Here is a 26,312-nt window from a genome sequence, read left to right as displayed (position 1 = left end):
ACACATCTGTGCGCTTAATCAATTAGATCCGATTATTTATCACGGATATGCATATGACGTTCCGCTTCCGTCCAAGGTACGCTATATGCTTGTCCTTTCGAACAAAAAATAGAGGAAGACGTATACACCAGATCGGCATTCTTATCATATTTCCGCTCAGAAATCACGGCTTCCGCTTGATGACAGGGCTGATATCCGGCCAGTTGGAGCGTAAGAGCCCCCTTGCCCTTCGTGAAAGAAGCCAGCTCCAGTCCGTACTGCATAAAGGTTGCTACAGGAGCGATTCCTGTCAGAATGGCTTTATCCTCATACATTTCCGGTGCGTCAAAAGAACCGTGTGCTTGCTGAATGTCGGACATCACTCTTCCGATATGAACCAAATCCACTTTAATTTTAAACGTATAATAAGGCTCTAGAAGCACCATCTCAGCCTGTTCTAATCCTTGACGTAAGGCTCTGCGGGTCGCTTCCCTGAAATCACCGCCGCTGGTGTGCTTATTATGCGCCCTCCCCGTCATCAACGTTACGATAACATCGGTCAGCGGTGACCCTGTTAATAGTCCGTGATGCTCTGCTTCTGTCACATGCTGCAAGATTAAGTGTTGATAGCCATTACTCAGATCATCCGCATGGCAAGCGTTCATGGCGACCACACCGCTGTTCGGGACACCCGGTTCCAGCTTCAAGTGGACTTCCGCGTAATGCCCTAGCGGTTCAAAATGTCCATACCCCCGCGACTCTTTCGTTATCGTCTCATAGTACAATATTTCTGGCGTTCCGAAGCTGACCATCATCCCAAAACGCTCTCTAACAACCTGTTCCAAAACCTCAAGCTGTATCGCGCCCATCACATGTACATGCAGCTCCTGAAGTCCTTCATCCCATGTCACATGAAGGGAAGGGTCCTCCGCATCTAATACTTGAAAGCAATGCAGCACTTCCCGCACAGAATAGGTTGCAGGATAGATCACCTTCGACTTGAGTGCTGCAATCAATTGATACTCCGCTCGGGTATCCAGATATCCAAGCCCATCTCCAGCACGCGCTTGCGTTAGTCCAGTTACGGCAATCAGCTGCCCTGCCTTTGCATAATCTGCCATCGTATATTTATCTCCATTATAGACCCGGATTGAAGTGATCTTCTCCGTCATCTCTTCGCCGTTCCCGTTCGTATAAGTCAACTCATCCCTGACCGACATCTGTCCTTGCGTTAATTTCATAAACGTGACACGGGAACCTTGCGGATCATGACGTATCTTGAATACCTTGGCTGCAAAAGCCTGATTATCATCATACACAGTACGGGTCAAATGCTCGACATTCTCCATAAATTCGGTCATCCCTTGATCTAATAAAGCGGATCCGCTCATCACCATAAAGAGTGCGCGTTCCTGAATGAGCTGAGCCATGGATTCCGTCACTTGTGAGGAACGCGCCTTCCCCTCAACGTAAGCTTCGAACAATTCTTCATCCCGCTCCGCCGTAAATAGAATAACGTCCTCCGTCATCTCCCCATGCAACAAAGATCCATTGACGTGTAGCGCATGCGGTGTCAGTTGGGCGTGGATTTCGGATAATACCGCCGATACATCCGCACCGCTTCGATCGATTTTATTGATGAATAAGACCGTTGGAATGTTATACTTCTCCAGCAGCTGCCACACGGTTTCCGTATGTCCTTCAACGCCTTCTACAGCGCTCACAATGACAACCGCGTAATCCATGACCTGTATTGCCCGTTCCATTTCTGCTGAAAAATCAACATGTCCCGGCGTATCCATGAGGTAATAGGTTGAGTTTTTGTAGGTCATGACGGCTTGACCCGCGAAGATCGTAATTCCGCGTGCTTTCTCCATGGCATGACTATCGAGAAAGGCATCTTGGTGATCCACCCTGCCTCGACTGCGGATACTATTCGTATGATAAAGGAGTTGTTCCGCAAATGTCGTTTTACCCGCATCGACATGAGCTAACAACCCTATTGTTTTGTTCATGGGTATCATCACTGCCTTACCACATCCTGTCTCGTGTTCATATTCTAATATTAGCCGTCGTTGGCTTTCAGCTCAAATGATTTTCAAACTACCTTCCCATGGACTCTCTGGGAACGACAAAAAACACTAGCCCGAAGCTAGTGTTTTGAAATAGCTACAAGCTAGTGACTCGGTCATTTACTGCAATTGATCTAACGCCATCAGAACCGCGCCTGTAGATGCATCATTCTGTGGTGTGATACAGTTCAGCTTCGGATAACGTTGCTTCAGCATGTCGACGAACGCACGCTGAACATACGTATTTTCCAATAAAACACTACCGGCCATCGCGAGACTCGCTTGCTGCATCATCAACTGCTCCACCACCGGCTCGGCCAACTCCAACAAAGATTGTGCGCTTTTGCTCGCGATATGCAGTGCTGCTGTATCCCCTTGCAAGCAGGCATCCGATAGAATCGGAGCCAATGCAGCAATATCCTTCTTGTTGGTTCCCTTGTCATACACGAATCCGATGATCTGCTGTAAGGAGGACACCCCGAGTTGTTCATACACCAATCGGGTGATCAACGTCTCGGGCAATCGGCCATCTTGGGCACGTACCAATGCCGAGATCAAATCTCGACCAATACTATAGCCGCTGCCTTCATCATCGATCAAATATCCACAGCCGCCAGCACGATGAGTTAATCCGCTGTCATTTTTGCCATAACAGATCGACCCGGTTCCTGCGATGAGGATGATCCCGTACGGGCGGCCATGCGCACCCCATAAAGCCGTTTCTTGATCTCCTGTAATCCATAAGCCATGCTGGTAACCGGTTGCTCGAACCATGGCTTCTAATCTTAATCGTACCGTAGGATTGCTAACACCAGCCGTACCTACACAGACTTGAACACAATGATCGATACTGCCACAAACCCTTGCTATTTCTGCAAAAATAGACTGTAAACTATTTCCGATACTTTCTTCATCTTGACCATTAAAGTTCAATGCACCAGAACGAAAGGTATGCACAATACGACCGGTTTCATCTGCAATGCTTACCGCAGTCTTCGTGCCGCCTCCATCCAACCCGGCAACATATCTCAACATTTGCTCACGTCCTTTTATAGCTGTTCAGGCTTAATACAAATGATAGGGCTGCTTCATTTGAGCGAACGCTTCACTCTCCGTTCGGAATTGCTCCAGAAGTCGAGGAACATCTACAGACGCCTCGCGATACACGTTGTCGCCGCCTAATAGATCTATAAAAGGTCTTGACCCTTCTTGGATCGGCGGCAAAAAGGAAAAGGCTTCATAATTCTTCTGTATCGTATACATGAGCGTGACGCCTATCGCTAGCGGTTGCACCGTATGACGGTCGATGATATGAATCTGCACCCCGCTGCATAGCTCCCCTTGAAATTTCGAACATGTCGGTTGATAATACACAGGGCGGAAGATCACGCCAGGAAACTTCTTGCTGTTCATCTCATTCGCAAGTTCCTCAGCTTGTATGAACGGTGCGCCAATGATTTCGAACGGTGCAGTCGTTCCTCTTCCTTCGGAAATATTCGTTCCTTCAAATAAGCAGGTCCCAGGATACAAGAGCGCTGTATCAAACCGGGGAATCCCCAAAGACGGCATAACCCATGAACGTCCCGTATCCGGGAACTGCATTCCCCGCGCCCAGCCATCACAACGAACTACATGTAATGGAGCATGCCATTTCATCTGATCATTCACCATCGTAGCGATCTCGCCAGGTGTTAGCCCATAACGAACGCACAACGGATAGTTCCCCACAAAGGATTGATACCCTTGCTTTAAGATGTTTCCTTCCACGGTCACCCCATCCAGCGGGTTTATGCGGTCCAGAACAACAAATTCCTTGCCTGCCGCAGCACAATCTTCTAACGCGTATAACATGGTATAGATAAACGTATAATACCGAACTCCAACGTCCTGAATATCATATACGACCATATCGACATCATCGAGCATTTCTCTGCTGAGCCGTTTGGAATCCTTGCGATACAAGCTATACACCGGAATGCCTGTCATCGGATCCGTGTACGTGTCCACTTGAGCTCCCGCGGGCTGATCGCCGCGCACACCATGTTCTGGCGAGAACAATGCGACAAGATTAAATTGCTCATGCAGAATTTGAATCGTCGATTTGAATTCGCTGTTCAACCCCGTCGGCGTCGTAATCAACCCCAAGCGTTTCCCTCTCAAAAGATGGACGTAATCTCCGATGCAATCAATACCGTTACGAATCATCATGGCCTCCTTCGCCCCTTACAATTCTGACTTCAATACGCGCATCGACTCCTCAGGAATCATAAAAGTTTCGGCATACTCTTTTCTCGCTTCAATTCCTCGAACCCGAGCTAAATGTTTGTAATATTCGAGATACGGGAATGATTTACTGCCGGTGACGAACCAATGCAAAGATACGGCCTTCATCCACAAATCATAAGCTTCCTGCGAAAAATCCACATATACGTAAGGCTTATAGTCGACCGCATCCTCCCAATTCTCAGCATAATAGAGTCTGGAAGCAAAAAAAGACGGTTTTTCCCGTTCAAAGGAGGCTAATCCCGCAAAAAAACGTGCGTCATTCACAATTCGATGTGTTGTCATGTGGTCCTTATGCATACTGTTCTTGAAATGGGTAATGATGATATTCGGGCGAACATCGCGTATAATATCACACACCTTGAATCGCATTTCTTCATTATCTTGCAATTCGCCATCCGGAATATCTAAGACGATTGACGCTCCGCCTAGCATCTCTGCAAACGCTTTGGCTTCATTCACTTTCTGCTCCCGATATTCCATCACATCTCTGCCTGCGGGAACACCGCGTTCACCCGCCGTCAACGCCAGCGTGACGATCCGATCCCCTTTCAGCGAATGACTCGCCAATACGCCGCCTGCCGTTAATTCCATATCTCCCACATGACCGCCTATAGCTAAGACCGTTAATTGTTGTTCGCTCATGAGCTAGAACTCCCTTCTCATCACGGAAAATGATTTGACCGTCTTAAATCCCGCCTTTTCATAGATGCGCATGGCTGGGTTTGTGCTTCCCGTATATAACGACATGTATTCTGTTCCAATCTGCTGAAATGCTTCGCATAGCTTAAAGAACAGCAAACTCCCCAAACCATGTCCTTCATGATCCGGATGAACGCCAATACCTGCGAAATAACCTCGGCCATTTGCCTGACGTATCACTGGACCCGCAAATCCGACAACGTCGCCTTGAAGTGATGCAATAACAACGGGAATACCCGCTGCGGTACATTGCCCAATTTCCTGCTGCCAGCGTGAATTATTCAAACCTCGGAGCATGTTCTCCACGCCGAAGTGTTTGTCCGCATCGAAAAGTTCTACGCTATAGCCTTCTTCAGCCGCGCGTTCTTCTTTCAACTTGATGTCATCTGGAATCGTGAAAAAAGACAGAAGCAAGTACATCGCGCACTGTCTTGCACGTTCTCGATACCCTTCTTGAATCAGAAATTCATAAAGTCTGCTGTCTACAGGAACCCCCGGCGCATTATTGTGTTCATGACGGGGCGTATTCGGAATATACCAAGGCAATAACATTGGATTAAAGAACAGAATCTCCGCCTGCTTCTTCCCGACTTCGCGGAACCGATGCTCCAAGGCTTCCAACATCTTTTTGTAGTTCTCATTGGTATTCCATTCGCTGGATAACACGACGCATGTGATGTACCCTGCATCTTGTCCATACGGTAAATCTTCTCCTGTGCAGCCGCAAGCAAATCCAATCACTTGATCTGATTCCAACAGAACAAATGTGTTCTCACGATCAAAATACGGATTCGCTAGAAAAATATCCTCAAAACTCTTTTCCGTTACCTCTTTATAGCCGTCTTTCACGGCCTCCCTGTTCCATAAAGAAATGACCGCTTGAACATACTGGTTATCCCAACATTTGATCATATGAAAGGCTCCTCACCAATATAGGAATCTAATATGATATTTTCCCCAGGATGACAGCGCGTTCAGCCCCAGTCACATTCGGAAGCGTATTGGGCCGTCTAGCTAACGTATAGTCCGCCAACACGGCGAACGCGATCGCTTCTTTGGCGTCACTATTCTGACCCATCTGCTCCTGGGTGAACACCTGCACCCCCATCGGTTCCATCTCTTGCCGAATGAATGCCATAAGCACGGGATTATAACTTCCGCCGCCACCCACGAGCATAGCATCTGCCTGGTGATCCATCTGGATATACCGGCGGTAGGAATCGCCGATCGACCATGCTGTCAACATCGTGACCGTGGCTACAATATCTTCAGGTGCCATGCCAAGTTCACGAGCATAAGCTAACAATCCCTCGATATAAGGTGCGCCAAACTGCTCCCGACCCGTAGACTTTGGCAAAGGTCTTGTATAATACGGCTCTTGCTGCAACCATTGAAGAAGATCTGGATGAATGTTTCCCTTCTGAGCAATGGCTCCCCCCATATCCATTTTTTGTTCGCCATGGGTTAGACGTTCGACGACACCATCGATGAGCATGTTGCCAGGCCCCGTATCAAAGGCATACACATGCTCTGGCATGCAGTTGGCAGGAATCACAGTCACGTTGCCAATACCGCCAATATTTTGCAGTAATAACGTACGATCAACCTCTCGATACAACAGATATTCTGTGAATGGTACCAAAGGAGCTCCTTGCCCACCCACAGCCATATCTGCCGGGCGAAAATCCGATACACAAGGAATTCCAGTTCGTGCTGCAATCACAGAACCTTCTCCAATTTGCACCGTATAGTGCAGATCGTAGCCATGTACCCGCGCAAGCGTCGGTGCGTGATAGATGGTCTGCCCATGTGACCCGATCACAGAAATATCCTGTACAGCAAGCTTCGCTTGCGCAATAACAGCAAGTGCAGCCTCCGCATATAATTCGCCTAGCAAAACGTTCATGCGGCCCACCTGATCGATGGTTGCATGTTTCGGGTCAAATAGAGCAAAGATATCTTCCCTAATCTGCCTGGGATAAGCTGTATTCTCAAATGCGACGAGATTAACGCGGGGCGGTTCACCCGGATGACCGCAAAGCTGAACAACGGCCGCGTCGATCCCATCCACGGAAGTACCGGACATCAGGCCAATAGCGTAGCGACAGGGTAGACCTTCGTTCATGTCCTCACGCATTAGCCTTTCACCGCTCCAACCGTTACGCCTTTTAAGAAGTACTTTTGCAAGCTAAAGAAGAGAATAAACATCGGCAGCGCCGAAATGGTCGCCCCGGCCATCATCGGAGCGAAATACGTCGTATTTGCAAAGCGGAAGTTTTTCAAGCCGACCTGAATCGTCTGCATATCCATCGTATTCGTGACGAGAAACGGCCAGAAGAACGTATTCCAACTGTCCATGAAGGTGAGTATGGCCATGACAGCCAACACGGTTTTGGATAAAGGTAATACAATTCGGAAATAAATCTGGAACTGATTACAGCCCTCAATCTTCGCGCATTCGAGAATCTCTGTTGGGATGCTGCCCATGAACTGCTTCGCAAGAAAGATATTATAGACCGTCACGAGCCCCGGAAGAATCAAGGCGCTGTACGTATTCTGAATTTCAAAAATGTTGACGATCAAAATATACAACGGCACTTGGGTCACCTGATAAGGAATCATCATGGCAACTAACAACAACGTAAATAACGCATTTCTACCTCTAAATCGAAGCTTCGAAAAAGCATACCCGGCCAGGCTGGCAAAAAACACATTGGATACCATGACAGCAGTTGCTACAAGGGTCGAATTCCCGAGCCAACGCAACGAATACTTGCTGTATTCAAAGAAAAACTTATAGGACTCGAACGTAATTTTGCCAGGGAATAAGGAATAGCTCATCGATGCTGCTTCGACTGGATCTCCAAAGGAAGAAATGATCATAAAATAGATGGGGAATAACGTAGCCATAGCGAACAGCACAAGTACGATGATAATCACGGCGTTTCTCGTATATTTTGCCGCAGACTTTCCAGAGTGATTGTTATATAATGCCATATTTCATGCTCCCCCTTCCTCTAATATTCCACGTCATTGCCCAGGAACTTGAATTGAGCCAAGGCGATTCCTGCAATAATCGCAGCTAGAATTAAGGATTGCGCTGCTGCTTTGCCGAATTCAAAGTATTTAAATGCATTATTAAAAATTAACAAACCTACCATTGTCGTTGCATTATCCGGGCCACCGCCCGTCATGAGGTAAGCATTCTGGAACACTTGGAACGAACCGATAACACCTGTCACCAATAGAAATAACGTCGTTGGTTTAAGACAAGGAATGACGATATACCATAATTTCTTCATGAATGAAGCTCCATCGAGCTCTGCCGCCTCATAATAACTATCATCAATGCCGAGTAATGCGGCCAAATAAATAATAATACTCGTACCGTGGCTGGATAACCACGCCATAAGCACCAAGGAGAACATGGCTGTCGCACTTGATCCAAGCCAGTTCTGGTTGCTGATTCCAAAGAAGTTAAGGAGTTGATTAAATATTCCCGAAGGCAACGGATCGTAGATCCACAGCCATACCACGGATAGGGCAACACCTGAAGCCACGGCTGGCAAATAATACACCGCTTTGAATGTCGTCTGCAATTTCTTCCGTAACGGCAGGATCATAATGGCTACCGCGAAAGAGATAAACAATCCTACAGGTACGGTTAACAAGGTATACACAACGGTATTCACAACTGATTTCCAGAATAAAGCGTCTTTAAATGTCACGATATAATTATCAAACCCAACAAAGGTAGAACCCAGCGGCTTGTATTTCTGAAAACTAATGATAAATGCACTAACGACGGGGTAGGCCGTAAACATGGCAAAAATCACAAGAGCAACTGCGATGAACGCGTATCCCCAAGCTCCGTCTCCTTTGATTCTCCGTCTTTTGATCGGTTTAGCTAATTGAGTCATATCGGATACCCCCTTTCCCTTGCATACCAGAAATAGTGATCGGATAGCCGCACATCAATTCACGCGACTATCCGAAGAATGTTGCTAATTATTTGACAACGCCATCTTCACCAAAAGTTTGAATGGCAGCTGTTTTCACAGCTTCATACATCGCATCCGGCGTCATTTCACCAGAAATCAGCGCTTGAAGTTTAGGAACGATCACTTCATCTTCCAATTTAATAGCCTTCGCACCCAAATCCGTTGGAATATCTGGACGTGCAGGTGCCGCTTGTGCAAGCATCGTCTCTACTGCCGCTTTATTGAACTCATCTCGAGTTACCGGCATGCTTTCAGCCGCCTTTTTACCCGATGCTGTAATATGAGCGACGAAGAGGTCATTATTGGTCGATGCTGCAACCTTACCGCTCGCTAAGAAGTAAGCCGCTTTGACGACGTTGGCTTTATGTTCTGCCGTTGGTTCTTTCTTTCCGCGGAAGGTGACATATCCGTCAACCGCTGCGCTGGCTTGCATTTTTTCACCTGCGAATGTTGGAACAGGCAAGACGGTATATTGAACTTTAATACTTCCTTTCACAGCACTTCCGTCGTTAGCTTCAATTTTGGCATTGTTTTTATTCGCAGAATTCTCGAACGTAGCCAAGCCTTTTCCTGTAATCATCGTCTGACCCGTTAAGAACATGTTCCAGCGTTTACCTGCGTCAATCGAGCTAAGCTCTTTCGGCATAGAACCATCGTCGATCATTGCGCGGATATCTTTTAAAACTTCAAGGAAGTTCTTGCTGGTATACGCGTATTTCAGATCTGACGTGAACGGGGAAGGCATGCCTGCATTTTTGATCAAGATGCCCAGATAGTCTTTGGACGTAACCCCTGCTGTTGCGAATACAAAGCCATAACGGGACGTCTTTCCGCCTTCCGATACGACGCCTTTTTTGATCGCTTCACGGAATTCATCGAAGGTCCAGCCCTCTTTTTGCACCTTTTTCCAATCGATTCCTGCTTTTTCCAAAAATTCACGATTGCCGCCTAGTGCATGAATTTCCATGTAAGCCGGGAAACCGTACAGACCGGTGCCGTTCTTCATATATTCCAGCGGCACTTTATCATAATCCTCAACCATTTCCTTTGTTGCCGTATCGGTAATATCCATCAGCATGTCTTGCTGCATATATTTCGAGATGCCGTCAGAACCGATGAATGCGATATCCGGAGGGCTGCCTGCATTGACCTGTGTATCTAACTTCTGTGTCATGTCTTCCCAGCTCGCAGGTTCAATTTTCAAGGTCAAATTCGGATATAAGGCATTAAAATCTTTTTCCATTTGCGGGAAATTGTTCTGATATTCAGAGGAAACCGGTGGGAGCAGCGCCGTGATGGTGTCTTTTGCATCTGCACTTACGTTCGTTTTACTCCCTGTATCGGACGGAGTCGGAGGATTCGCTTCCTTCTTAGTCGAGTCACCACAAGCTGCTAGAGACGATAAAGCCAAAGTCAAAGCAAAGATCGATGCTAGCACACGCATTTTTCTTTTCATAAAAAACATGCCTCCCCAAAAATTTCTAATTTTTTACACCACTTTGATAAAGGTTCGAATGGCTCTCTTCAAGCTGCCATCGCATTGATGCAACACGTTTTCTGCTTCTGCTGCATCCAGACCGGTCTTAATCATCATAATCGCAAGCTTACAACTCATGGAAGCGCTTTCTAAATACTTATTAGCTGTAACCTCATCAACGCCTGTAGCTTCCTGGATGATCCGAACGGATCTGTCATACAATTTGATATTGCTCGCCTTCAAGTCGACCATGAGGTTGTTATACGTCTTACCGAGCTTCACCATCGTACAGGTGGTCAACATGTTGAGAACCAGCTTCTGTGCTGTCCCCGCTTTCAATCGGGTAGATCCCATAATCGCTTCCGGCCCTACTACGGGCGCAATACATACATCGCAGACGGGCTCTAATTTGGATTTCTTGTTATTCACAACACCGATCGTTGCAGCTCCAATTTCCTTCGCCTTCTGTAAGGCTGCAATCACGAATTGTGCGCTTCCGCTCGCTGTAATTCCAATAACAGCATCCTTGTCTGTCACGCCGCATCGCTCAATGAGCGCGATCCCCTCCTCAACATTATCTTCGCAACCTTCCACAGCAAGTCTCAGTGCCCCATCGCCTCCGGCAATATGTCCCTGCACGCGTAAAGGATCAATACCGAAGGTAGGAGGACATTCTGATGCGTCGAGCACACCGAGTCTGCCAGAAGAACCGGCCCCTACGTAAAGCATCCTGCCACCGTTTTTCAACACATGATGTAAGATGTCAACCGCTTGCACAATCTGCGGAATTTCGGCTGCTACAGCACCCGGAACCATCGTATCCTGTTCATTCATGAGACGTACCATTTCTTCTGTTGAACATTCATCAATCGTCCGTGTTCTGTCGTTGATCTCTTCCGTAGTCAAACTCGCCAGATATTCATCCATAGCCATCCTCCTATCCTGTTTATTTAAAATTCTTAATTTCATATTATCCAGAATTTTCATATTGGTCAACAGTTTTTGAAATAAAATTTTATAATAAAATAAAGTATTGTTATTTTATTTTGGAGCATGGACAAAAAAAACACCGGCTCCATGATGCTTGGCCGATGTCTTGATAAGCTATTTGCGATGTTTGCTCGCCAAAATATTATGTGTCTTGGTTAAATATTTCTTCACATTCTTGTATTCTGCGCTTGCTACGCCAGCGAACAAAATATCGACGACGGTCAGCATGGCAATACGCGATCCCATGGCGCCGCTGCGGATCGTAACTTCCGGCGTAGAAATGCTCAGAACAATATTCGCCTTATCTGCTAACTCGCTTTTATTATACTTCGTAATGGCAATCGTTGTTGCGCCGTTCTTTTTGGCGATTTCCAGCGTATCGAGAATTTCCATCGTATCCCCTGAATTGGAGATAAAGATCGCCACGTCATTTTTCTCCAGCAAGGTGGCCGCAGTCAGCTGACTATGTCCATCAGTATAGGTATGGCACATCTTATTAATCCGCGAAAATTTCTGCTCCGCATCAATGCCTACAAGTCCCGAAGCCCCTATCCCGAAGAACACGATCCGCTTGCATTCGCGCAGCACTTTGACGGCACGGGCAATCTCATTTTTGTCGATGACACTCAATGTGTCTTCAATGGATTTACTATTGTTCCGCGAAATATTCGAGATAATAATGGACAGATCGTCTCCAGGCTGAATATCTGTATACTGATGTTTCTGTTCTTCATCCATGGAACCTAGTGAAGCCGAAATGCTTACGATAAAGCTGCGGTACCCGGTGTACCCCATCGTTTTGCAGAATCGCAGCACCGAAGCATCGCTCGTCTTGGTCAACTGCGCTAAGCTTTTAATTGATAGATGAGGAATCTCTTCCAAATTCTCTAAAATGTACTCGGCTACGAGTCTCTCAACTGGCGTCAAGCTTTCTTTCATATCACGAATCTTAATTAAAATATTATCGTTTATCGACATATGAATTTTCCCTACTCACCCTATATTCTCCGAACCAAAATCAATATCATCATAAGCGTATTTTTGCAAAAAAACAAGTTTGTTCATCAAATCAAAAATATCGTTTTCTGTTCATTTCATGAAAATATATTTCAAAATGTATGCTTCACATTAAAATTAAATTCTAAATTATATTGCACCGTTTCAAAACGCAGTGTTATAATAGCACCGAAATTACCTAGAATATTCTGACAAATATGTGTTGAAGGGTGGATCCGTCGATGAGCAAGAAATTAAAGATCGCGATCATTGGTTCAGGCAGTACTTATACGCCCGAATTAATCGAAGGCATGATCAAACGCAAAGATGTCTTACCTATAGATGAGCTTGTACTTATGGACATTGACGCAAGAAAATTAGAAATCGTAGGTAAGCTATGCGAGCGTATGATTCAGGCCGAGCATATCCCTTGCCGTGTCGTCATGACGCAAAACTTGGATGAGGCCTTGCAGGATGCCGATTTCGTACTCTCTCAAATCCGTGTAGGCAAACTTCCTGCTAGAGTGCTCGATGAAACGATTCCTCTGAAATACAATTTGATAGGTCAGGAAACATGCGGGATCGGCGGCTTTTTCAAAGCGATGCGCACGATTCCGGTGATGCTGCATATTGCGGATCGCATGCAAGCGTTATGTCCTGATGCCTGGCTCATCAATTTCTCGAATCCCGCAGGTATTATTACCGAAGCCCTGCTCAATCACTCCAAAGTGAAGATGCTCGGTCTATGTAACGTTCCCTTCAATATGTTCAAAAGCATCCGCGAAACCTTGCAGTTAGATGATCCTCACTTCACCTATGTGGGCCTGAATCACTTAAGTTGGATTACAGCGATTGAACAAGCGGGTACAGATTATCTGAAAACAGCGCTAGATATGGGTCTCAATAGTGAAGCAATGAAGAACATCCCTTCCAGCGGTTTCAGTAAAGAAATCATTCAAATGGTCGGAGCGATTCCTTCCTCCTACTTGGAGTACTATTATTTCAAAGAGAAAAAACTTCAATTGCTGAAGGAAAGTGAGTTAACACGCGGCGAGAAGTGCATGCAAATCGAAGAGGAACTTCTCAAGATTTACTTGGACTCCGAACTGCACGTGAAACCTGAGCTTCTCTCCACCCGCGGCGGCGCCAACTATTCTGAAGTCGCTATTAGTCTCGTGGATGCCATCTATAACGATAAGCAAGAGGTACATGTCGTGAATCTGCTCAATCAAGGTGCGCTAGATTTCATGGAGGACAACGATGCCGTCGAAGTCTGTGCCGTGATTGGCAAGGATGGCGCGGTACCGATGAAAGTTGAGAACTTCCACAATCCGCATATTGCCGATTACATGCGCATGGTCAAAGCTTATGAACGTGAGACGGTAGCTGCTGCCGTATACGGCAGCGAAGATGCTGCTATGCGTGCCTTATTGATGAATCCGCTAGTCGGTGACTACCATACTGCCCATGCGTGTTTCCAAGAGCTAAAAGCTGCTCATCAAACGTACCTCCCTCAATTTTTCACCAAGGAAACGCCTGAATGATGGACCATAAATACATTATCGGCGTGGATGGCGGCAATAGCAAAACGGACTATTTTCTATTTCATATCCAGGGCAATTTCATCGATCACATTCGTGCGGGTACATGCAGCCATGAGCAATTCTCGGATGGTTATGCTAGCACCTATCGCATCATGGGTGAACACATTCTTGAATTACTTGCCCGAAATCAATTATCCATGGAAGATATCACGGCAGGTGCTTTCGGGTTAGCCGGCGCGGACATTCCATCCCAGAAGAAGCAATTATCCCGGGTCATAGAACAGATCGGATTCACGAATTACGCCGTAGATAACGATTCTTTTCTTGGGATCAAAGCTGGGAGCGAATCGGGAATTGGCATCTGCTCGATTAACGGATCCGGTACCGTTACTGGCGGGATCTCACCGTCCGGAAATCGGCTGCAAGTCGGCGGGCTAGGCAGCGAGCTAACCGGTGACGAAGCTGGTGGATTTTTCTTAGGGAGACGGGTTCTGCGTGCTGTATATGATGAATTCTACCGGATGGGTCCACCTACGAACATGACAGAACAAGTCATGACGCTGCTGCAAATCCCGAGTAAAGACGTCATGATTGAATACGCGATGAACAGTGTTCTTCAGAAGTCGCTTCCGAACACACAACTCATGCAAATTCTCTTCGCGTGCGCAGATGAAGGGGATTCTGTCGCGCTAGAAATTATCAACCACACAGCGAGACAACTCGCCAACTCTACGGTAGGCTGCCTGCATGAATTGGATTTCGAGAAAGAAGTCGATATTATTCTTGCCGGTTCGGTGTGGGTCAAAGCTGAGAGCCCGATATTACTGGAAACCTATAAATCCTATGTTGAACAATTAACAGATCATCATTGCCGTTACAAACTTCTGACCATACCACCCGCTACGGGAGCGGTACTCTGGGCGCTGGAACTCGCATACGGCCAACCTGTGAATCAAGAAACACGAAATCGAGTGATTCAAGCGGTAGAACAGATTCATGCCCATCATACGAATACCCGCCTCATTCATTAAGTACGGACTCAAAGCTCTGCGAGCTTTATGTCAATCACATGAATTAGAGATGGATAGTGGATCAGATGTTTTCTGAACCGCTATCCTTTTTTATGTGTCAACAATGATGTGTATCGTCATGCCATCCCTCAATGAAAATTTTTTACATCAAAATCCTCATGATATGGGAATTATTGTCATAGAATGGATTTAGCCCATGGGCCCAAAACCTTTTTTCTTATACATAAGATCGTTCGCATCCACTTGCCTCGTTTATTTGATACTCTGCATTCCTCGAAGCCTGGTAACACCCACAGTTCATGTTAGATCCGCATGATCATTTACGGGAATTGCCCTTTTCGTCTGCCTATCAGACCTTGTCCGTATATAAGCTCTTCTTAGAGTTTATATAAATATGTCCCATAGAAAGGAGCCATGGTGTCAACCACGACAACACGCAAGAAATGGATTCGGAGTAAAGCATTACCCACATTAAAGGAGGTTAATTAAACATGTCATCGATCCGTTATGCTCGTTCACCCTTTTCCAAGCTGGTTACGTATGTTGCAGCTGCGTTAATTGCGGTAATCTGTATGGTAGTCCTATCTGAAAAGGCTTTCTCTCACGGTTATGTGGAAGGTCCTGCTAGCCGAGCCGCCCTCTGTAAATCAGGACAAAATACCGATTGCGGCCCCATCGTCTACGAACCTCAAAGTCTTGAAGCGCCAAAAGGATTCCCTGCTGCAGGCCCAGCCGATGGCAAAATCGCTAGCGCGAACGGTGCATTCCCTAAACTAGATGAACAATCGGCAACACGCTGGTCGAAGGTGAATATTTCTCCTGGACAAAATACGTTTACCTGGAAGTTAACCGCAGCTCACGCGACAACCAGTTGGAAGTATTACATGACGAAAGCCAATTGGAATCCGAATGCCCCACTTACACGGGACTCCTTCGATCTGACGCCTTTCTGTTCCGTGAACTACGGCGGTGTTCAACCACCCTTCTCGTACTCCAATACTTGTGATGTGCCGGTCCGCAGCGGGTACCATGTTATCTTGGCCGTCTGGGAGATTGCGGATACGCCAAACGCTTTCTATAATGTCATTGATGTGAATTTCAGTGGCACCAACCCTGTAGACACACAACCGCCTACGGCACCCGCTGCTCTTACTTCAACGGGCAAAACAACCAACAGTGTAGCCCTGGCATGGAATGCATCGACAGATAACGTTGGCGTTACGGGGTATAAAGTATACAACGGATCTGCTCTCGTAGCTACAGTATCCGGTTCGACATTGAACTATAACGTTACCGGACTCACTGCAAATACGGCTTATACCTTCAGTGTCAAAGCCGTCGATGCCGCAGGAAACTTATCCGATTCGAGCAATGCATTAAGCGTCACCACGAACGCAAATGACGGTCCCGATACAGAAGCGCCTACAGCACCTGGCGGTTTACACGTCATGGGGACACCGACTTCCTCCAGTCTTCAATTGATGTGGAATGCTTCAACAGACAATGTTGGCGTTACAGGTTATCGTATTTACCAAGGATCCACATTACTTACTACGGTATCCGGCACTTCGACGTCTTACACCGTAACTGGACTTAGCCCGAGTACAACCTATTCATTCAGCGTGTATGCGTTTGATGCAGCTGGTAATCAATCGACAGCAAGCACGGTCAACGGTACGACTGCAGAAGCTTCAACAGCACCAGCTTGGGCTCCGAACACGGCGTATACCGTTGGCACGTTAGTAACTTATAATGGCTCCGTTTATGAATGTCGTCAACCTCACACATCATTGAACGGCTGGGAGCCTTCGAATGTTCCTGCACTATGGCTGCTGAAATAATCTCATTTACTCATTTACCGAATAAAAAATCCACGAGGTTTACAACCCTCGTGGATTCCTTATGTTATGAATCATGACGATTTCCACATGTCTTTGTTAGACTACTCTTCGCCCTCATCCAACAACAGCATTTCATCGTAATTAATATGCTGACGCAATTCCAATGCGGTTTTTGCGCTTACTTTATGTTCGTCTTCGAGCTCCTGAACCAAATCCCGTTTAATTTGAATGCCGCGAAGATTCACTTGGGTCAGTTGATGCTGGAACTTTTCACTTTCAACATCTTGACCGCTTAATTGCTGCATTCGACGGGCGTAATGCTGCATGACGAACAATGCTTCTTGAGAATTCTCTTTTGTACGATGTGCCTTAATGGCATCAATCGCTTCTTGATACAAGAGATGTTCGATTTCACGAAATTGATGGACCGCCTGTTGAATCTGATTGACATAGGGTTGCGCCTTGTGTCCCATTTTCTTGGACTCTGCTAACTTCCTGAAACGACGCTTCACGAAGTACATTTTAATATGAAACAATCCCCGACGCAGATTCGATAACAGGGTGTATTGCTCGCGTCGCTGATGATAGTAGTCATAGATAGACTGCATTTGCGGTGAAATTCTTCCCTCACGGATCAAATCCGCACACTTATTTCGCTCCGCGTCCATAGCGATTTGTCGGATCTCCCGGATTTTCTTCTCCGATAAATCTTGAACTCCGCCTTGCTCCGCATAGGCCAGTTGCTCACTGAACCCTTTTAGCACCATATTTGTTGCGACTTGATTCTCAGGTGTTGCTTCGGCGCCTAATAATTGGATGGATTTAGAAATCACATATTGGTTCGCTTTTTCCCATGAAAACTCCTGATCCGGCGTCGTCTCCACGTTCCCCTTGGCATTGAAGAAAGGAAGCGCGATGGTCGCATAGATCAGACTAATCAGGATCACACCCGCGGAAATGAAAATGATCGTGTCTCGCAATGGAAACGGAATCCCTGCAGAGAGTTCATAGGGAATCGATAAGGCTGTTGCCAAGGTGATCGTCCCATGGATTCCGCATGTCGCTGCGATAAAAGCATACCTGCCTCGAGGTGTGTGCTCTTCAGGCAGCTCATTCACCGGCTTGCTTCCGCGAAATATTTGCTCAAAGATGGACACTTTTTCACGACCATTAAATTTCTTATGGAAGATCAGCACCCATATATATCGAATCACAAATAATCCGATCGCGATAAGCAGTGTTAATAGCAATACTTTGCTCAAACCTACTTCATGACTCGCTACCATCCCACGATAAGCATCCGGCAATAGAAATCCGAGTAACACGAACACAAATCCATTCAGGATATAACTGAGTACGGACCATGTGTTGCTCGAAATGATCTGCAGCTTGGTTGTCGTCTGCTGCAACCGATCACGTTCTATCCCGTGTATGATACCTGCGGTAACCACCGCCAAGATGCCAGACACATGTAATTCCTCTGCTAGCAAATAGATCACGAAAGGTGTAATTAATTGAATAACGACGAGGGTATTCACTTCTTCAAATCCATATTTCCGTAAGGATAAGCGTAATTTGACGAATAGGCCGCCTAACAGAAATCCAGCAATAACGCCGCCAATTGCAACGAAAATGAAATTGATCGCAGCGCCTTGCACCGAAAAGACACCCGTTAATACTACGGCAAGCGCTACTTTAAAGGAAACAATCCCTGCAGCATCATTAAGGAGAGACTCTCCTTCTAAGATCGGCATTAACCCTTTGGGTAACGACATGCCCTTAGTAATGGATTTCACTGCAACCGCATCCGTGGGAGACAGAATGGCTGCCAACGCAAATGCTGCCGCAAGCGGCATGGAAGGAATGAGGTAATGAATTACATATCCAATGCCGATCACCGTGATTAAGACTAGTCCGAGCGACATGAGGAGAATCGGCGTTTTATACTTCCACATCTCGACTCTGGACACCGCTCGCCCATCTCCGAAGAGAAGTGGAGCAATAATACAGACCATGAAGGCCTCGGGTTCAAACGTAAGGGATAAATGCAGAGGGAGCCATGATACGACAGCCCCTATTGCAATTTGAAATAATGCTACTGGAATCTTAGGAAACCTTCGATTCAGTACTGTAGCTGTGACAACGACGAGGGTAAGAGCTATTAATAAGATAAGAAAATGCATAATCGTGTAAGAAGTACTCTCCTTTACAAATGTAGTTGTTTCCAAATTGGAAATACTTTGGTCGCCTCAGGCAAGGTCGATAACGTTGTCATTTCCGCCACTTGCATCATCACGTCCCATATTTGCTGAATAGCGGGAGAATAATGTGCTTGATCTTTGGCAGACAATGACTTCCATTCAAAAATCTCGAGGATTGTCCCATCCTCGGATTGAAGGTGTAATGACGCGAATTCTGTGATATAACCTTCTAAACGCAGCGTTGGTACATGACGTTGTACGATATCCAGGAGCTCTCGCTCTTTGCCTGGGTAAGGTCGGTATAATGCGATCGTGATTTGTCCGTCTGACATGGGAATTCCCTCCAGTAACAGGTCTCAAAATGAACAGTTCTTCGTGTCATATTATGCACCAGTTCTCCGTAAAACTCTCCCAAGGATAGTACTATATAAAGATAGTACTGTTGAACGACAACGCAAGCCGATACAATGAATCTCATAGGGAAACTTTATTCCAATAAACGAGGTAGGTGCAGATAGATGGATTTTCAATCGATATTTGACCTGAATGCAAGTGAACTCTTTCATATGTATTCATCGTCTCACGTGATATGGATCATCATCTTCGTCATGATGGCCTGGATGCTCTGGCGGTTCCGACATCGGATTCGAACGAGCACCGCGACGCAACGCGTGCTTCGTTATAGCCTCATCGGTATGCTAATCCTGCCGGAAGGCATACGGTATCTGTGGTATACGGTAGAAGGTTACTGGGATATCCGCGTTCATCTACCTTTAGAATTATGTAGCATATCGTTGTATTTATCAATCATCATGCTCATCACCCGTAATTATCTGCTCTATCAAATCATGGTATTCGCTGGCGTAGGCGGAGCTATGCAAGCCTTATTAACACCTAATTTAGAATATGCTTTCCCTCATTTTATCTACTTTCACTTTTTCATTTGTCATCTGGCGATTATTCTTGCTTCGTTATATATGACATGGGTGGAGCAGTTCAGGCCTCGTCTCAAATCCATCGGGATTACGATGATTTTCTTGAATATTCTTGCCGTGGTTGTCGGAACCATCAATTACATCCTTCAATCGAATTACATGTTCCTAAGACATAAACCCAACACGGCGTCCATTCTAGATTGGCTCGGGCCCTATCCTTATTATTTGCTTGTTGAAGAGTTATTTGCTCTCACCGTTTTTCTGCTCCTCTATGTCTTCTTCCGCGAAAAAAAGAACGTCAGGCAATCTGCCTGACGTCATCCTTACTGCTTCAACGAACGTAGTTCGTTTTCGTTCTCTTGCATTAACTCGCCGACGAGTTGTATGTAGTCCATGGAGCGAGCGATATCATCCAACGCTGGAGAGATGATATACGATTTTCCTGTTAGCAGCGTGACGACTTCCATACGGGCAGGCATCATTCCGAACGTGTGGTAAGCGAATACCAGACACAAATGTAAGTATGATTTAATGACGTGAGGTTCATCGTGTATAAACCATTTTTTGATGATATAGGAAGGATGGTCTGACGAACCGTACCACTCAATGACATGGAACATCATCTGTAATTGCGTATTCAGCTCCTCGATATAAATGGACATATCTTGAAGCAAAAACATAGGTTGTTCGCTCCAGCCCTCCGCATCCAATAACATGAGGAGATGCGCTGTGATGACATGTTTCACGGATTGATGCTGCTCCTCTGATTCAAAACCGAACGTCTTTGCTGTCCATCTTCGCTCCATGATCCGTTGGATCACGGAACTCGTTCGTGAATTCATGGGCAGCGTGAAAAAGTCATTCAATATTTCTTGAACGCACTGCTCCACGTGTTCCTTCCAGCTCCATTTCATCCGATGCTCGGCATTCCGTAGTCTGTGATAGCAGCATGGGCAGCGAATATATTGTTCGAGTGCACGTTCATGAATAACAGGACAAGAGGATGATGGCTCGACTTCCATTTCATGATACATCACGTCGATATCCCTCCAATTATGAACGAAACAAGCTGCGGCCTAATTCCCTGCATTGTTCCTTTTCTGCCTCTGATGGACTCAACTCTACTTTTAACCCATCCGCGACGACGCTTGCGCCGCGCTCTTTCAATTTATCGATAAGAAGATCTACGGCTGCGCCATATGCCGGATAACCTGAATCGCAAGAACCAAAGACAACCGCTTTTTTCCCGCTTAAATCGAGCTCATCCATTTCTTCATAGAAATCTAGGAATTCATCCGGCAATTCACCGTCGCCCCATGTATAGGCACCCAGGACGATCCCGTCATATTCCAGCAGCTCGGATGCATTCGCATCGAAAACCTCTTTCACCGTAACGTCAGCGTTCCCTTCCCGTAACCCTTTCTCAACGGCCAGTGCCATCTCTTCCGTGTTCCCCGACATACTAGCAAATATCATAATCAATTTATTCATCACGCTATCTCCTTCCAATCACTTTAATATTCAACTATGATAATGATAATCATTTTCATTTGAATTATAACGTCGTTCTCCTCCGTTTACAAGTAGACCTGCAAAAAATTTTATGAGAAACTTATTTGGCTACTGGAACGTATGAGATATAGGACATTTTTCGGAAGGAGTTGCGTCGTTATCCGCATCTTACAAGAAGCTTCACGTTGGGTACTTTCCTTAGCGGTATCCTTTGTACTCGCACTACTCATTTGCACGTATATCATTCAACCGACTAAAGTGTCTGGTCACTCGATGGAGCCGACGCTTGCGAATTCTGAACGACTATTCATATTAAAATGGACACATACCTTCTCGATTACGCCGAATTATGGCGATATTGTTGTCATTGATAGTCGCGTAGATCGTGTACGAACATTTAAAGACGAATTGCTCGACAATCCTTTCTTTAATTTCGTGACACATCAATCCGATCAAGAAATTTTCTATATCAAACGCGTCATCGGTAAACCCGGCGACACGCTAGAATTCAAGAATCATCATGTGTACCGGAATGGCGAAGAGTTGAATGAGCCTTACCTCAAAGAAACGATGCTCTACACGTCGGAGCAGTCCTACACCGTTCCCGAGGATCATATTTTTGTCATGGGCGATAATCGAAATCATAGCAAGGATAGTCGCGAGATTGGATTCATTCCTTTGTCTCATGTCCTCGGCAAGAAGCTTTAATACACGAACAAAAAGAGATCTCCTACGGGAGATCTCAGGCGGTTGTGAAACCCTAACTTTTTGCAAATCCGTAAAAAAACGAACTATAAGATGAGGTAAACCATAGAAAAAGGCGAAAATGACACGCGCGGCTGCATGAATGCTGCGTTGAACCGGGCGTAACTCTTCTTACCTGTTATCATTTTTAATACTAACTTTGAGGAGTATTTTGATCTCTCATCATGTAATGATAATGATAATGATGGTGATGATGGACCATGTGATGACCATGTGAGGTTCCATGGGCATGATAATGGGGTTGCATATGTTCATGACCATGATGTGAATAAGATTGTGGATCGGGATCCCTTTGTTGAGATCCTTGAATGCTATACTTTTCTTGATTCATTGATTTTCTCCTTTCGTCTTTTGCTTAATTCATATTATGTCTACACATGATTAGTGATACTTGACCTAAATAAATTGGGCTATCGCTAACCCTATAAAAAATAAAGTGCCGAAAAGTCTGCAGGACTTTCTCGACACGCTGAGATCTCCCACGGGAGATCTCTTTTTAGATACAATTCGTAACTTTAAATCTTAAATTTTACACAATCTATGAATTTACACTTGACATGATACAATTTGTATCATAAATTACTATTAGTAGTATGTTTTACGATTGGATCATACTAGAAGTCGAAACCATTACCATTCTTTTTTAAGGAGTCCACTAAAAATGACAATGGGTGAACGTTTAAAGCAGCTACGACTACAACGAAATATTTCGCAAGAAGAAGTCGCACGAACCATTGGTATTACTCGCTCGGCCTACAGTCATTATGAGATCAATAACCGTCAACCCGTGTATGAAACACTGCTTAAGCTTTCCACTTTTTTCGAAGTTTCATTAGATTATATTGTTGGCGGAGACGCATTCGCTTCGACCTCCCAAGATACGCAAGAAATAATGAACATGCTAAATACGATGGACCATACGAAACGAAAGAACACCATTAATCTTATGTTAGATGTTTTAAAGCAAAGCAATAATTCCGCAATATAATATAAAGACATGATCTTTTATCGTAAAAAAGCCGGTAACGTAATATAAAAATGACAACCTTGTCCCAATTCACTCTCCACCCAAATGGCACCATGATGGGACTCTATAATTTCTTTGGCGATGGTCAGACCAATCCCGCTTCCCCCACCCGTTGAATTTCGTGAATAGTCTTTTTTATAGAATCGTTCAAAGACCCTTGTGATTTCTTCCTCCGATAATCCGATACCCGTATCAGCGATTTCAATCCGAATGCTCTGCTCCGCTTCCAAATAGCAAAAATGTATACGAATATCTCCGCCAATCGGTGTAAATTTCACCGCGTTATACACGAGATTGTTAAACACTTGGAACATGCGATCCAAATCCACCTGAAGGAACAATTTCCGGTCGCATGTTGTCCATTCTAATGGATATGTGCAATAGAAGTTTAAGCCTCGATTTTTCACTTCAAACTCATAGCCGTCTTCTATGTATTCGATCAACTCTTCGATCTGGATTTCCTTGCGTTCAATGGATACTTGTCCCGCTTCCAATTTAGCCAGCTCGAAGACATCGGAGATTAAATGATTTAAACCTGTGATTTTCCTTAACATCAATTGTATATAATCTTTGCGTTCCATAGGATCTGTAATGATATCATCACGAAGGGCCTCAAGATACCCTTGAATTAGCGTCATCGGCGTTCGCAAATCATGTGAAATATTCGTTAACAGCCGACGCCGGGATTCTTCCATACGCTCCATTTCGTGATTCGTCTTCTCCAAGTCAGCATTCATTTCCCGCAGTTCCAGCGTACGATCCTGAATCCGCGTCTCAAGGGTATTGTTCAGCTCACGTAACTTGAAAGATACATGCTCTACCTCATGCATAGCTCTTGTAAATCGATCGGAAATGATCATCGACTGGATAATAACAAATACTAATAGCCCATATTGTGAGATATCCCCGGTATACCAAACCTCATTGTAAAAAAGGACATCGTTCGCAATCGTAATCCCAAATACCAAAATCCCAACCAACGCGAGACCCGCATTGGAACGTCGATGATGAAACGCTCGAATTAATACAATAATACTCAAAACCGCTGTAAAGACCAGATGGGCCTGATAGATATATACATACTTTGTAAACACAATCGGCTCTGTCAATACAACGAAGATAGCGAGTAGTAGGGCAGTATACATTAATGCTTTTTTGATCCGAGGATACGCCTCCTTCGGAAACATCTCACTAATATATAAGATTCCAAATAGTGAACCTAACGCAAGACATATATATTCAGCTTGTAAGGATTGGCTCCAAGTCACCCCAATAAACCACTGCACGAGAAAGCAATCGCCTACGGCAAACATCCGTAGTCCGATAAACAGACCGACAAGGCCAAAATACAACGCTGCTCGCTCTTGTCTCCGCAACAGGAACAACCGCAAATGATATCCTGCCATCATCACGATCATACCCAGAATCAACATATCCTTCGATGAATGAATAAATTGATGCTGTATAATTTGGTCACTATGACCGTATTCGAATTCTTTCCATATCCCCCCTCGCCGGTGATCAAAGTTAGATACTTGAATCACAAGCTCGTCCATCTCACGATTACCATCCATAAAGACTAGCCTTGGCATTTGCTCCGGAATCGCTTCATCGGACGAGGTCCCTACCTTACCGACGGATTGTACGAGCGTACCGTTCAAATACATCCGATAAGCGGTTAATATATTGGGCACACGGATCGCGAAGATTCGATCTTCTGGTCGATGTTGTATGGAAAGACGATATGTAGCATAACCGCTTGAGGGTGTTTTGTCTCCATGATACATCCATGAACCGGGAACTTGTATAAAATTTGCAGCTGTCTTCGTCATGAAATCGCTTGGTTGAAGTAATTGAGACCAGGCAAACTCCCATTTCCCCTGAAGCATCACGGTCCCTTGTTCCCCAAAATCCCAGCTGCGTAGGTCTAATATCCCTTGTTGCGCAAGAGGAAACTCAGATGTCTGTCGATCTTGAAAGCTCAACCACCCCAAAAGCCCGATGATCGCAGTTAATATGATATACCCTAGATAACGTTTGATCCCATTCCCCTCCTATATTTTCCTATTGTATAAGAAAAGAGTCCTGGTGGCGATACTATAAAAAGATCAATATATCTCCTAATCTTCCACAAATTATACGATTTTTCACGTTTTCATTGCCTTCAAGCTGCACAATTCGCTATAATGTTCTTTGCGGAGGTGTAGTAAGTGGGTCCTATGAATATTCTTGTCGTCGATGACGAAGTCGAAATAACGGAGCTAATCTCTTTGTATTTGAAGAGGGAAGGTTTCCATGTTCAAATCGCTCATCGCAGCGAAGATGCGTTACAGATTGCCGCTGAATCCGAATTGGATTTAATTATATTGGATATTCTGCTGGAGGACATGAACGGCATTGAAGTGTGCAAAGAAATTCGTAAGCACTCTATGGTGCCGATTATTTTTCTAAGCTGTAAAAGCGAAGACAATGACGTTATTCTTGGATTAACGGTTGGCGGCGATGACTATATCAGCAAGCCATTCAGTCCAAGTCAGCTTGTCGCTCGCGTCAAAGCGCAATTACGGCGCAATCGATTTCCATATATTAACCGGGAGCGTCAACCCCAACAGCTTCTTTCATTCCCACACTTGGAAATTGACCTCTCGAGTCGCTCTGTTCGACAACAAGACCGTGTCGTATCCCTCTCGACGAAGGAATTCGATTTACTCGTCTACTTGGCTCAGACGCCAAATACGGTCGTAAAGATTGATCACCTTTTTCAACATATCTGGGGTTCCGAAAGTTTCGGAGATACACGGACATTAATGGTACATATCAGCAACTTGCGCAAAAAAATTGAACCTGATCCGGCGAATCCGACGTATGTTATTACGGTACGCGGCGTAGGCTACAAGTTCAATAGCGAAATATCATAATCATCACACAGCAAGGATACTAGAAACTGAAGGATGGG

24 protein-coding genes are annotated in these 26,312 nt (G+C 45.3%); 7 read left to right on the top strand and 17 right to left on the bottom strand.

Going from position 1 to position 26,312, the window contains the following annotated elements; translation table 11 throughout:
• Positions 1 to 32: 32 nt before the first annotated feature.
• The 11 genes from BVG16_RS29720 to BVG16_RS29670 form a co-directional block, all read right to left on the bottom strand.
• On the bottom strand, positions 33 to 1,994 hold the full coding sequence (locus BVG16_RS29720; protein WP_198957557.1) for a GTP-binding protein: 1,962 nt from the start codon (positions 1,992 to 1,994) through the stop codon (positions 33 to 35).
• Positions 1,995 to 2,171: 177 nt separating this feature from the next.
• The gene (locus BVG16_RS29715) at positions 2,172 to 3,086 is read right to left on the bottom strand and encodes an N-acetylglucosamine kinase (protein ID WP_078502827.1); all 915 of its coding nucleotides are present in this window, start codon (positions 3,084 to 3,086) and stop codon (positions 2,172 to 2,174) included.
• A gap of 30 nt (positions 3,087 to 3,116) precedes the next feature.
• Complete coding sequence (locus BVG16_RS29710; protein ID WP_078502826.1) at positions 3,117 to 4,256, bottom strand: exo-beta-N-acetylmuramidase NamZ family protein; 1,140 nt, start codon at positions 4,254 to 4,256, stop codon at positions 3,117 to 3,119.
• 18 nt (positions 4,257 to 4,274) lie between these two features.
• Entirely contained in the window at positions 4,275 to 4,979 is a 705-nt protein-coding gene (locus BVG16_RS29705) for a PIG-L deacetylase family protein (protein ID WP_078502825.1), read from the bottom strand.
• A gap of 3 nt (positions 4,980 to 4,982) precedes the next feature.
• Positions 4,983 to 5,948 carry a GNAT family N-acetyltransferase gene (locus BVG16_RS29700; protein ID WP_078502824.1) on the bottom strand — a complete coding sequence of 322 codons (966 nt, stop codon included), beginning with the start codon at positions 5,946 to 5,948 and terminating at the stop codon, positions 4,983 to 4,985.
• Positions 5,949 to 5,976: 28 nt separating this feature from the next.
• Positions 5,977 to 7,173, bottom strand: coding sequence for an anhydro-N-acetylmuramic acid kinase (locus BVG16_RS29695; protein WP_078502823.1), 1,197 nt, complete (start codon positions 7,171 to 7,173; stop codon positions 5,977 to 5,979).
• Positions 7,173 to 8,033 (bottom strand): carbohydrate ABC transporter permease, encoded by an 861-nt coding sequence (locus tag BVG16_RS29690; protein ID WP_078502822.1) that lies wholly within the window; start codon positions 8,031 to 8,033, stop codon positions 7,173 to 7,175. Before BVG16_RS29690 ends, BVG16_RS29695 begins: the two co-directional genes overlap by 1 nt.
• Before the next feature lie 20 nt (positions 8,034 to 8,053).
• The gene (locus BVG16_RS29685) at positions 8,054 to 8,956 is read right to left on the bottom strand and encodes a carbohydrate ABC transporter permease (RefSeq protein WP_078502821.1); all 903 of its coding nucleotides are present in this window, start codon (positions 8,954 to 8,956) and stop codon (positions 8,054 to 8,056) included.
• Between the two features lie 88 nt (positions 8,957 to 9,044).
• Positions 9,045 to 10,493, bottom strand: a complete 1,449-nt coding sequence (locus BVG16_RS29680) for an ABC transporter substrate-binding protein (protein ID WP_078502820.1) — start codon at positions 10,491 to 10,493, stop codon at positions 9,045 to 9,047.
• A gap of 33 nt (positions 10,494 to 10,526) precedes the next feature.
• A complete protein-coding gene (murQ, locus tag BVG16_RS29675) occupies positions 10,527 to 11,441 on the bottom strand; it encodes an N-acetylmuramic acid 6-phosphate etherase (RefSeq protein WP_078502819.1) in 915 nt (304 codons plus the stop codon).
• A 177-nt stretch (positions 11,442 to 11,618) separates the two neighbouring features.
• Positions 11,619 to 12,482, bottom strand: coding sequence for a MurR/RpiR family transcriptional regulator (locus BVG16_RS29670; protein WP_078502818.1), 864 nt, complete (start codon positions 12,480 to 12,482; stop codon positions 11,619 to 11,621).
• Positions 12,483 to 12,742: 260 nt separating this feature from the next.
• Here BVG16_RS29670 and BVG16_RS29665 point away from each other — a divergent pair, with 260 nt between their 5' ends.
• From BVG16_RS29665 to BVG16_RS29655, 3 genes are all read left to right on the top strand, one after another.
• Positions 12,743 to 14,044, top strand: a complete 1,302-nt coding sequence (locus BVG16_RS29665) for a 6-phospho-beta-glucosidase (protein WP_078502817.1) — start codon at positions 12,743 to 12,745, stop codon at positions 14,042 to 14,044.
• Positions 14,041 to 15,075, top strand: coding sequence for an N-acetylglucosamine kinase (locus BVG16_RS29660; RefSeq protein WP_233147211.1), 1,035 nt, complete (start codon positions 14,041 to 14,043; stop codon positions 15,073 to 15,075). Before BVG16_RS29665 ends, BVG16_RS29660 begins: the two co-directional genes overlap by 4 nt.
• 491 nt (positions 15,076 to 15,566) lie before the next feature.
• Positions 15,567 to 16,916, top strand: a complete 1,350-nt coding sequence (locus tag BVG16_RS29655) for a lytic polysaccharide monooxygenase (RefSeq protein ID WP_078502816.1) — start codon at positions 15,567 to 15,569, stop codon at positions 16,914 to 16,916.
• 101 nt (positions 16,917 to 17,017) lie between these two features.
• On the opposite strand, the gene BVG16_RS29650 is transcribed toward BVG16_RS29655, so the two are convergent.
• Together BVG16_RS29650 and BVG16_RS29645 are read right to left on the bottom strand one after the other, a co-directional pair.
• Positions 17,018 to 19,099 carry a Na+/H+ antiporter gene (locus BVG16_RS29650; RefSeq protein WP_078502815.1) on the bottom strand — a complete coding sequence of 694 codons (2,082 nt, stop codon included), beginning with the start codon at positions 19,097 to 19,099 and terminating at the stop codon, positions 17,018 to 17,020.
• A gap of 23 nt (positions 19,100 to 19,122) precedes the next feature.
• Positions 19,123 to 19,449 carry a hypothetical protein gene (locus BVG16_RS29645; protein WP_078502814.1) on the bottom strand — a complete coding sequence of 109 codons (327 nt, stop codon included), beginning with the start codon at positions 19,447 to 19,449 and terminating at the stop codon, positions 19,123 to 19,125.
• 186 nt (positions 19,450 to 19,635) lie between these two features.
• Here BVG16_RS29645 and BVG16_RS29640 point away from each other — a divergent pair, with 186 nt between their 5' ends.
• Complete coding sequence (locus BVG16_RS29640; RefSeq protein ID WP_078502813.1) at positions 19,636 to 20,367, top strand: YwaF family protein; 732 nt, start codon at positions 19,636 to 19,638, stop codon at positions 20,365 to 20,367.
• Between the two features lie 8 nt (positions 20,368 to 20,375).
• On the opposite strand, the gene BVG16_RS29635 is transcribed toward BVG16_RS29640, so the two are convergent.
• Positions 20,376 to 21,089, bottom strand: coding sequence for a hypothetical protein (locus BVG16_RS29635; protein WP_144027536.1), 714 nt, complete (start codon positions 21,087 to 21,089; stop codon positions 20,376 to 20,378).
• Positions 21,090 to 21,105: 16 nt separating this feature from the next.
• On the bottom strand, positions 21,106 to 21,543 hold the full coding sequence (locus tag BVG16_RS29630; RefSeq protein ID WP_078502811.1) for a flavodoxin: 438 nt from the start codon (positions 21,541 to 21,543) through the stop codon (positions 21,106 to 21,108).
• 141 nt (positions 21,544 to 21,684) lie between these two features.
• Here BVG16_RS29630 and lepB point away from each other — a divergent pair, with 141 nt between their 5' ends.
• Positions 21,685 to 22,272 (top strand): signal peptidase I, encoded by a 588-nt coding sequence (lepB, locus tag BVG16_RS29625; protein ID WP_078502810.1) that lies wholly within the window; start codon positions 21,685 to 21,687, stop codon positions 22,270 to 22,272.
• Between the two features lie 190 nt (positions 22,273 to 22,462).
• Here the strand turns inward: lepB and BVG16_RS29620 are convergent, their stop codons facing one another.
• Positions 22,463 to 22,660, bottom strand: coding sequence for a hypothetical protein (locus BVG16_RS29620; protein WP_078502809.1), 198 nt, complete (start codon positions 22,658 to 22,660; stop codon positions 22,463 to 22,465).
• A 330-nt stretch (positions 22,661 to 22,990) separates the two neighbouring features.
• On the opposite strand from BVG16_RS29620, the gene BVG16_RS29615 reads away from it, so the two are divergent.
• On the top strand, positions 22,991 to 23,317 hold the full coding sequence (locus tag BVG16_RS29615) for a helix-turn-helix domain-containing protein (RefSeq protein ID WP_078502808.1): 327 nt from the start codon (positions 22,991 to 22,993) through the stop codon (positions 23,315 to 23,317).
• Between the two features lie 17 nt (positions 23,318 to 23,334).
• Here the strand turns inward: BVG16_RS29615 and BVG16_RS29610 are convergent, their stop codons facing one another.
• Positions 23,335 to 25,341, bottom strand: coding sequence for a sensor histidine kinase (locus tag BVG16_RS29610; RefSeq protein ID WP_078502807.1), 2,007 nt, complete (start codon positions 25,339 to 25,341; stop codon positions 23,335 to 23,337).
• A 225-nt stretch (positions 25,342 to 25,566) separates the two neighbouring features.
• On the opposite strand from BVG16_RS29610, the gene BVG16_RS29605 reads away from it, so the two are divergent.
• Positions 25,567 to 26,274, top strand: coding sequence for a response regulator (locus BVG16_RS29605; protein ID WP_408635399.1), 708 nt, complete (start codon positions 25,567 to 25,569; stop codon positions 26,272 to 26,274).
• The last annotated feature ends 38 nt before the right edge of the window (positions 26,275 to 26,312 follow it).

It is taken from the genome of Paenibacillus selenitireducens, assembly GCF_002021565.1.
Taxonomy (GTDB): Bacteria; Bacillota; Bacilli; order Paenibacillales; family Paenibacillaceae; genus Paenibacillus_K; species Paenibacillus_K selenitireducens.
This window is presented reverse-complemented; position numbering and strand designations above follow the sequence as displayed.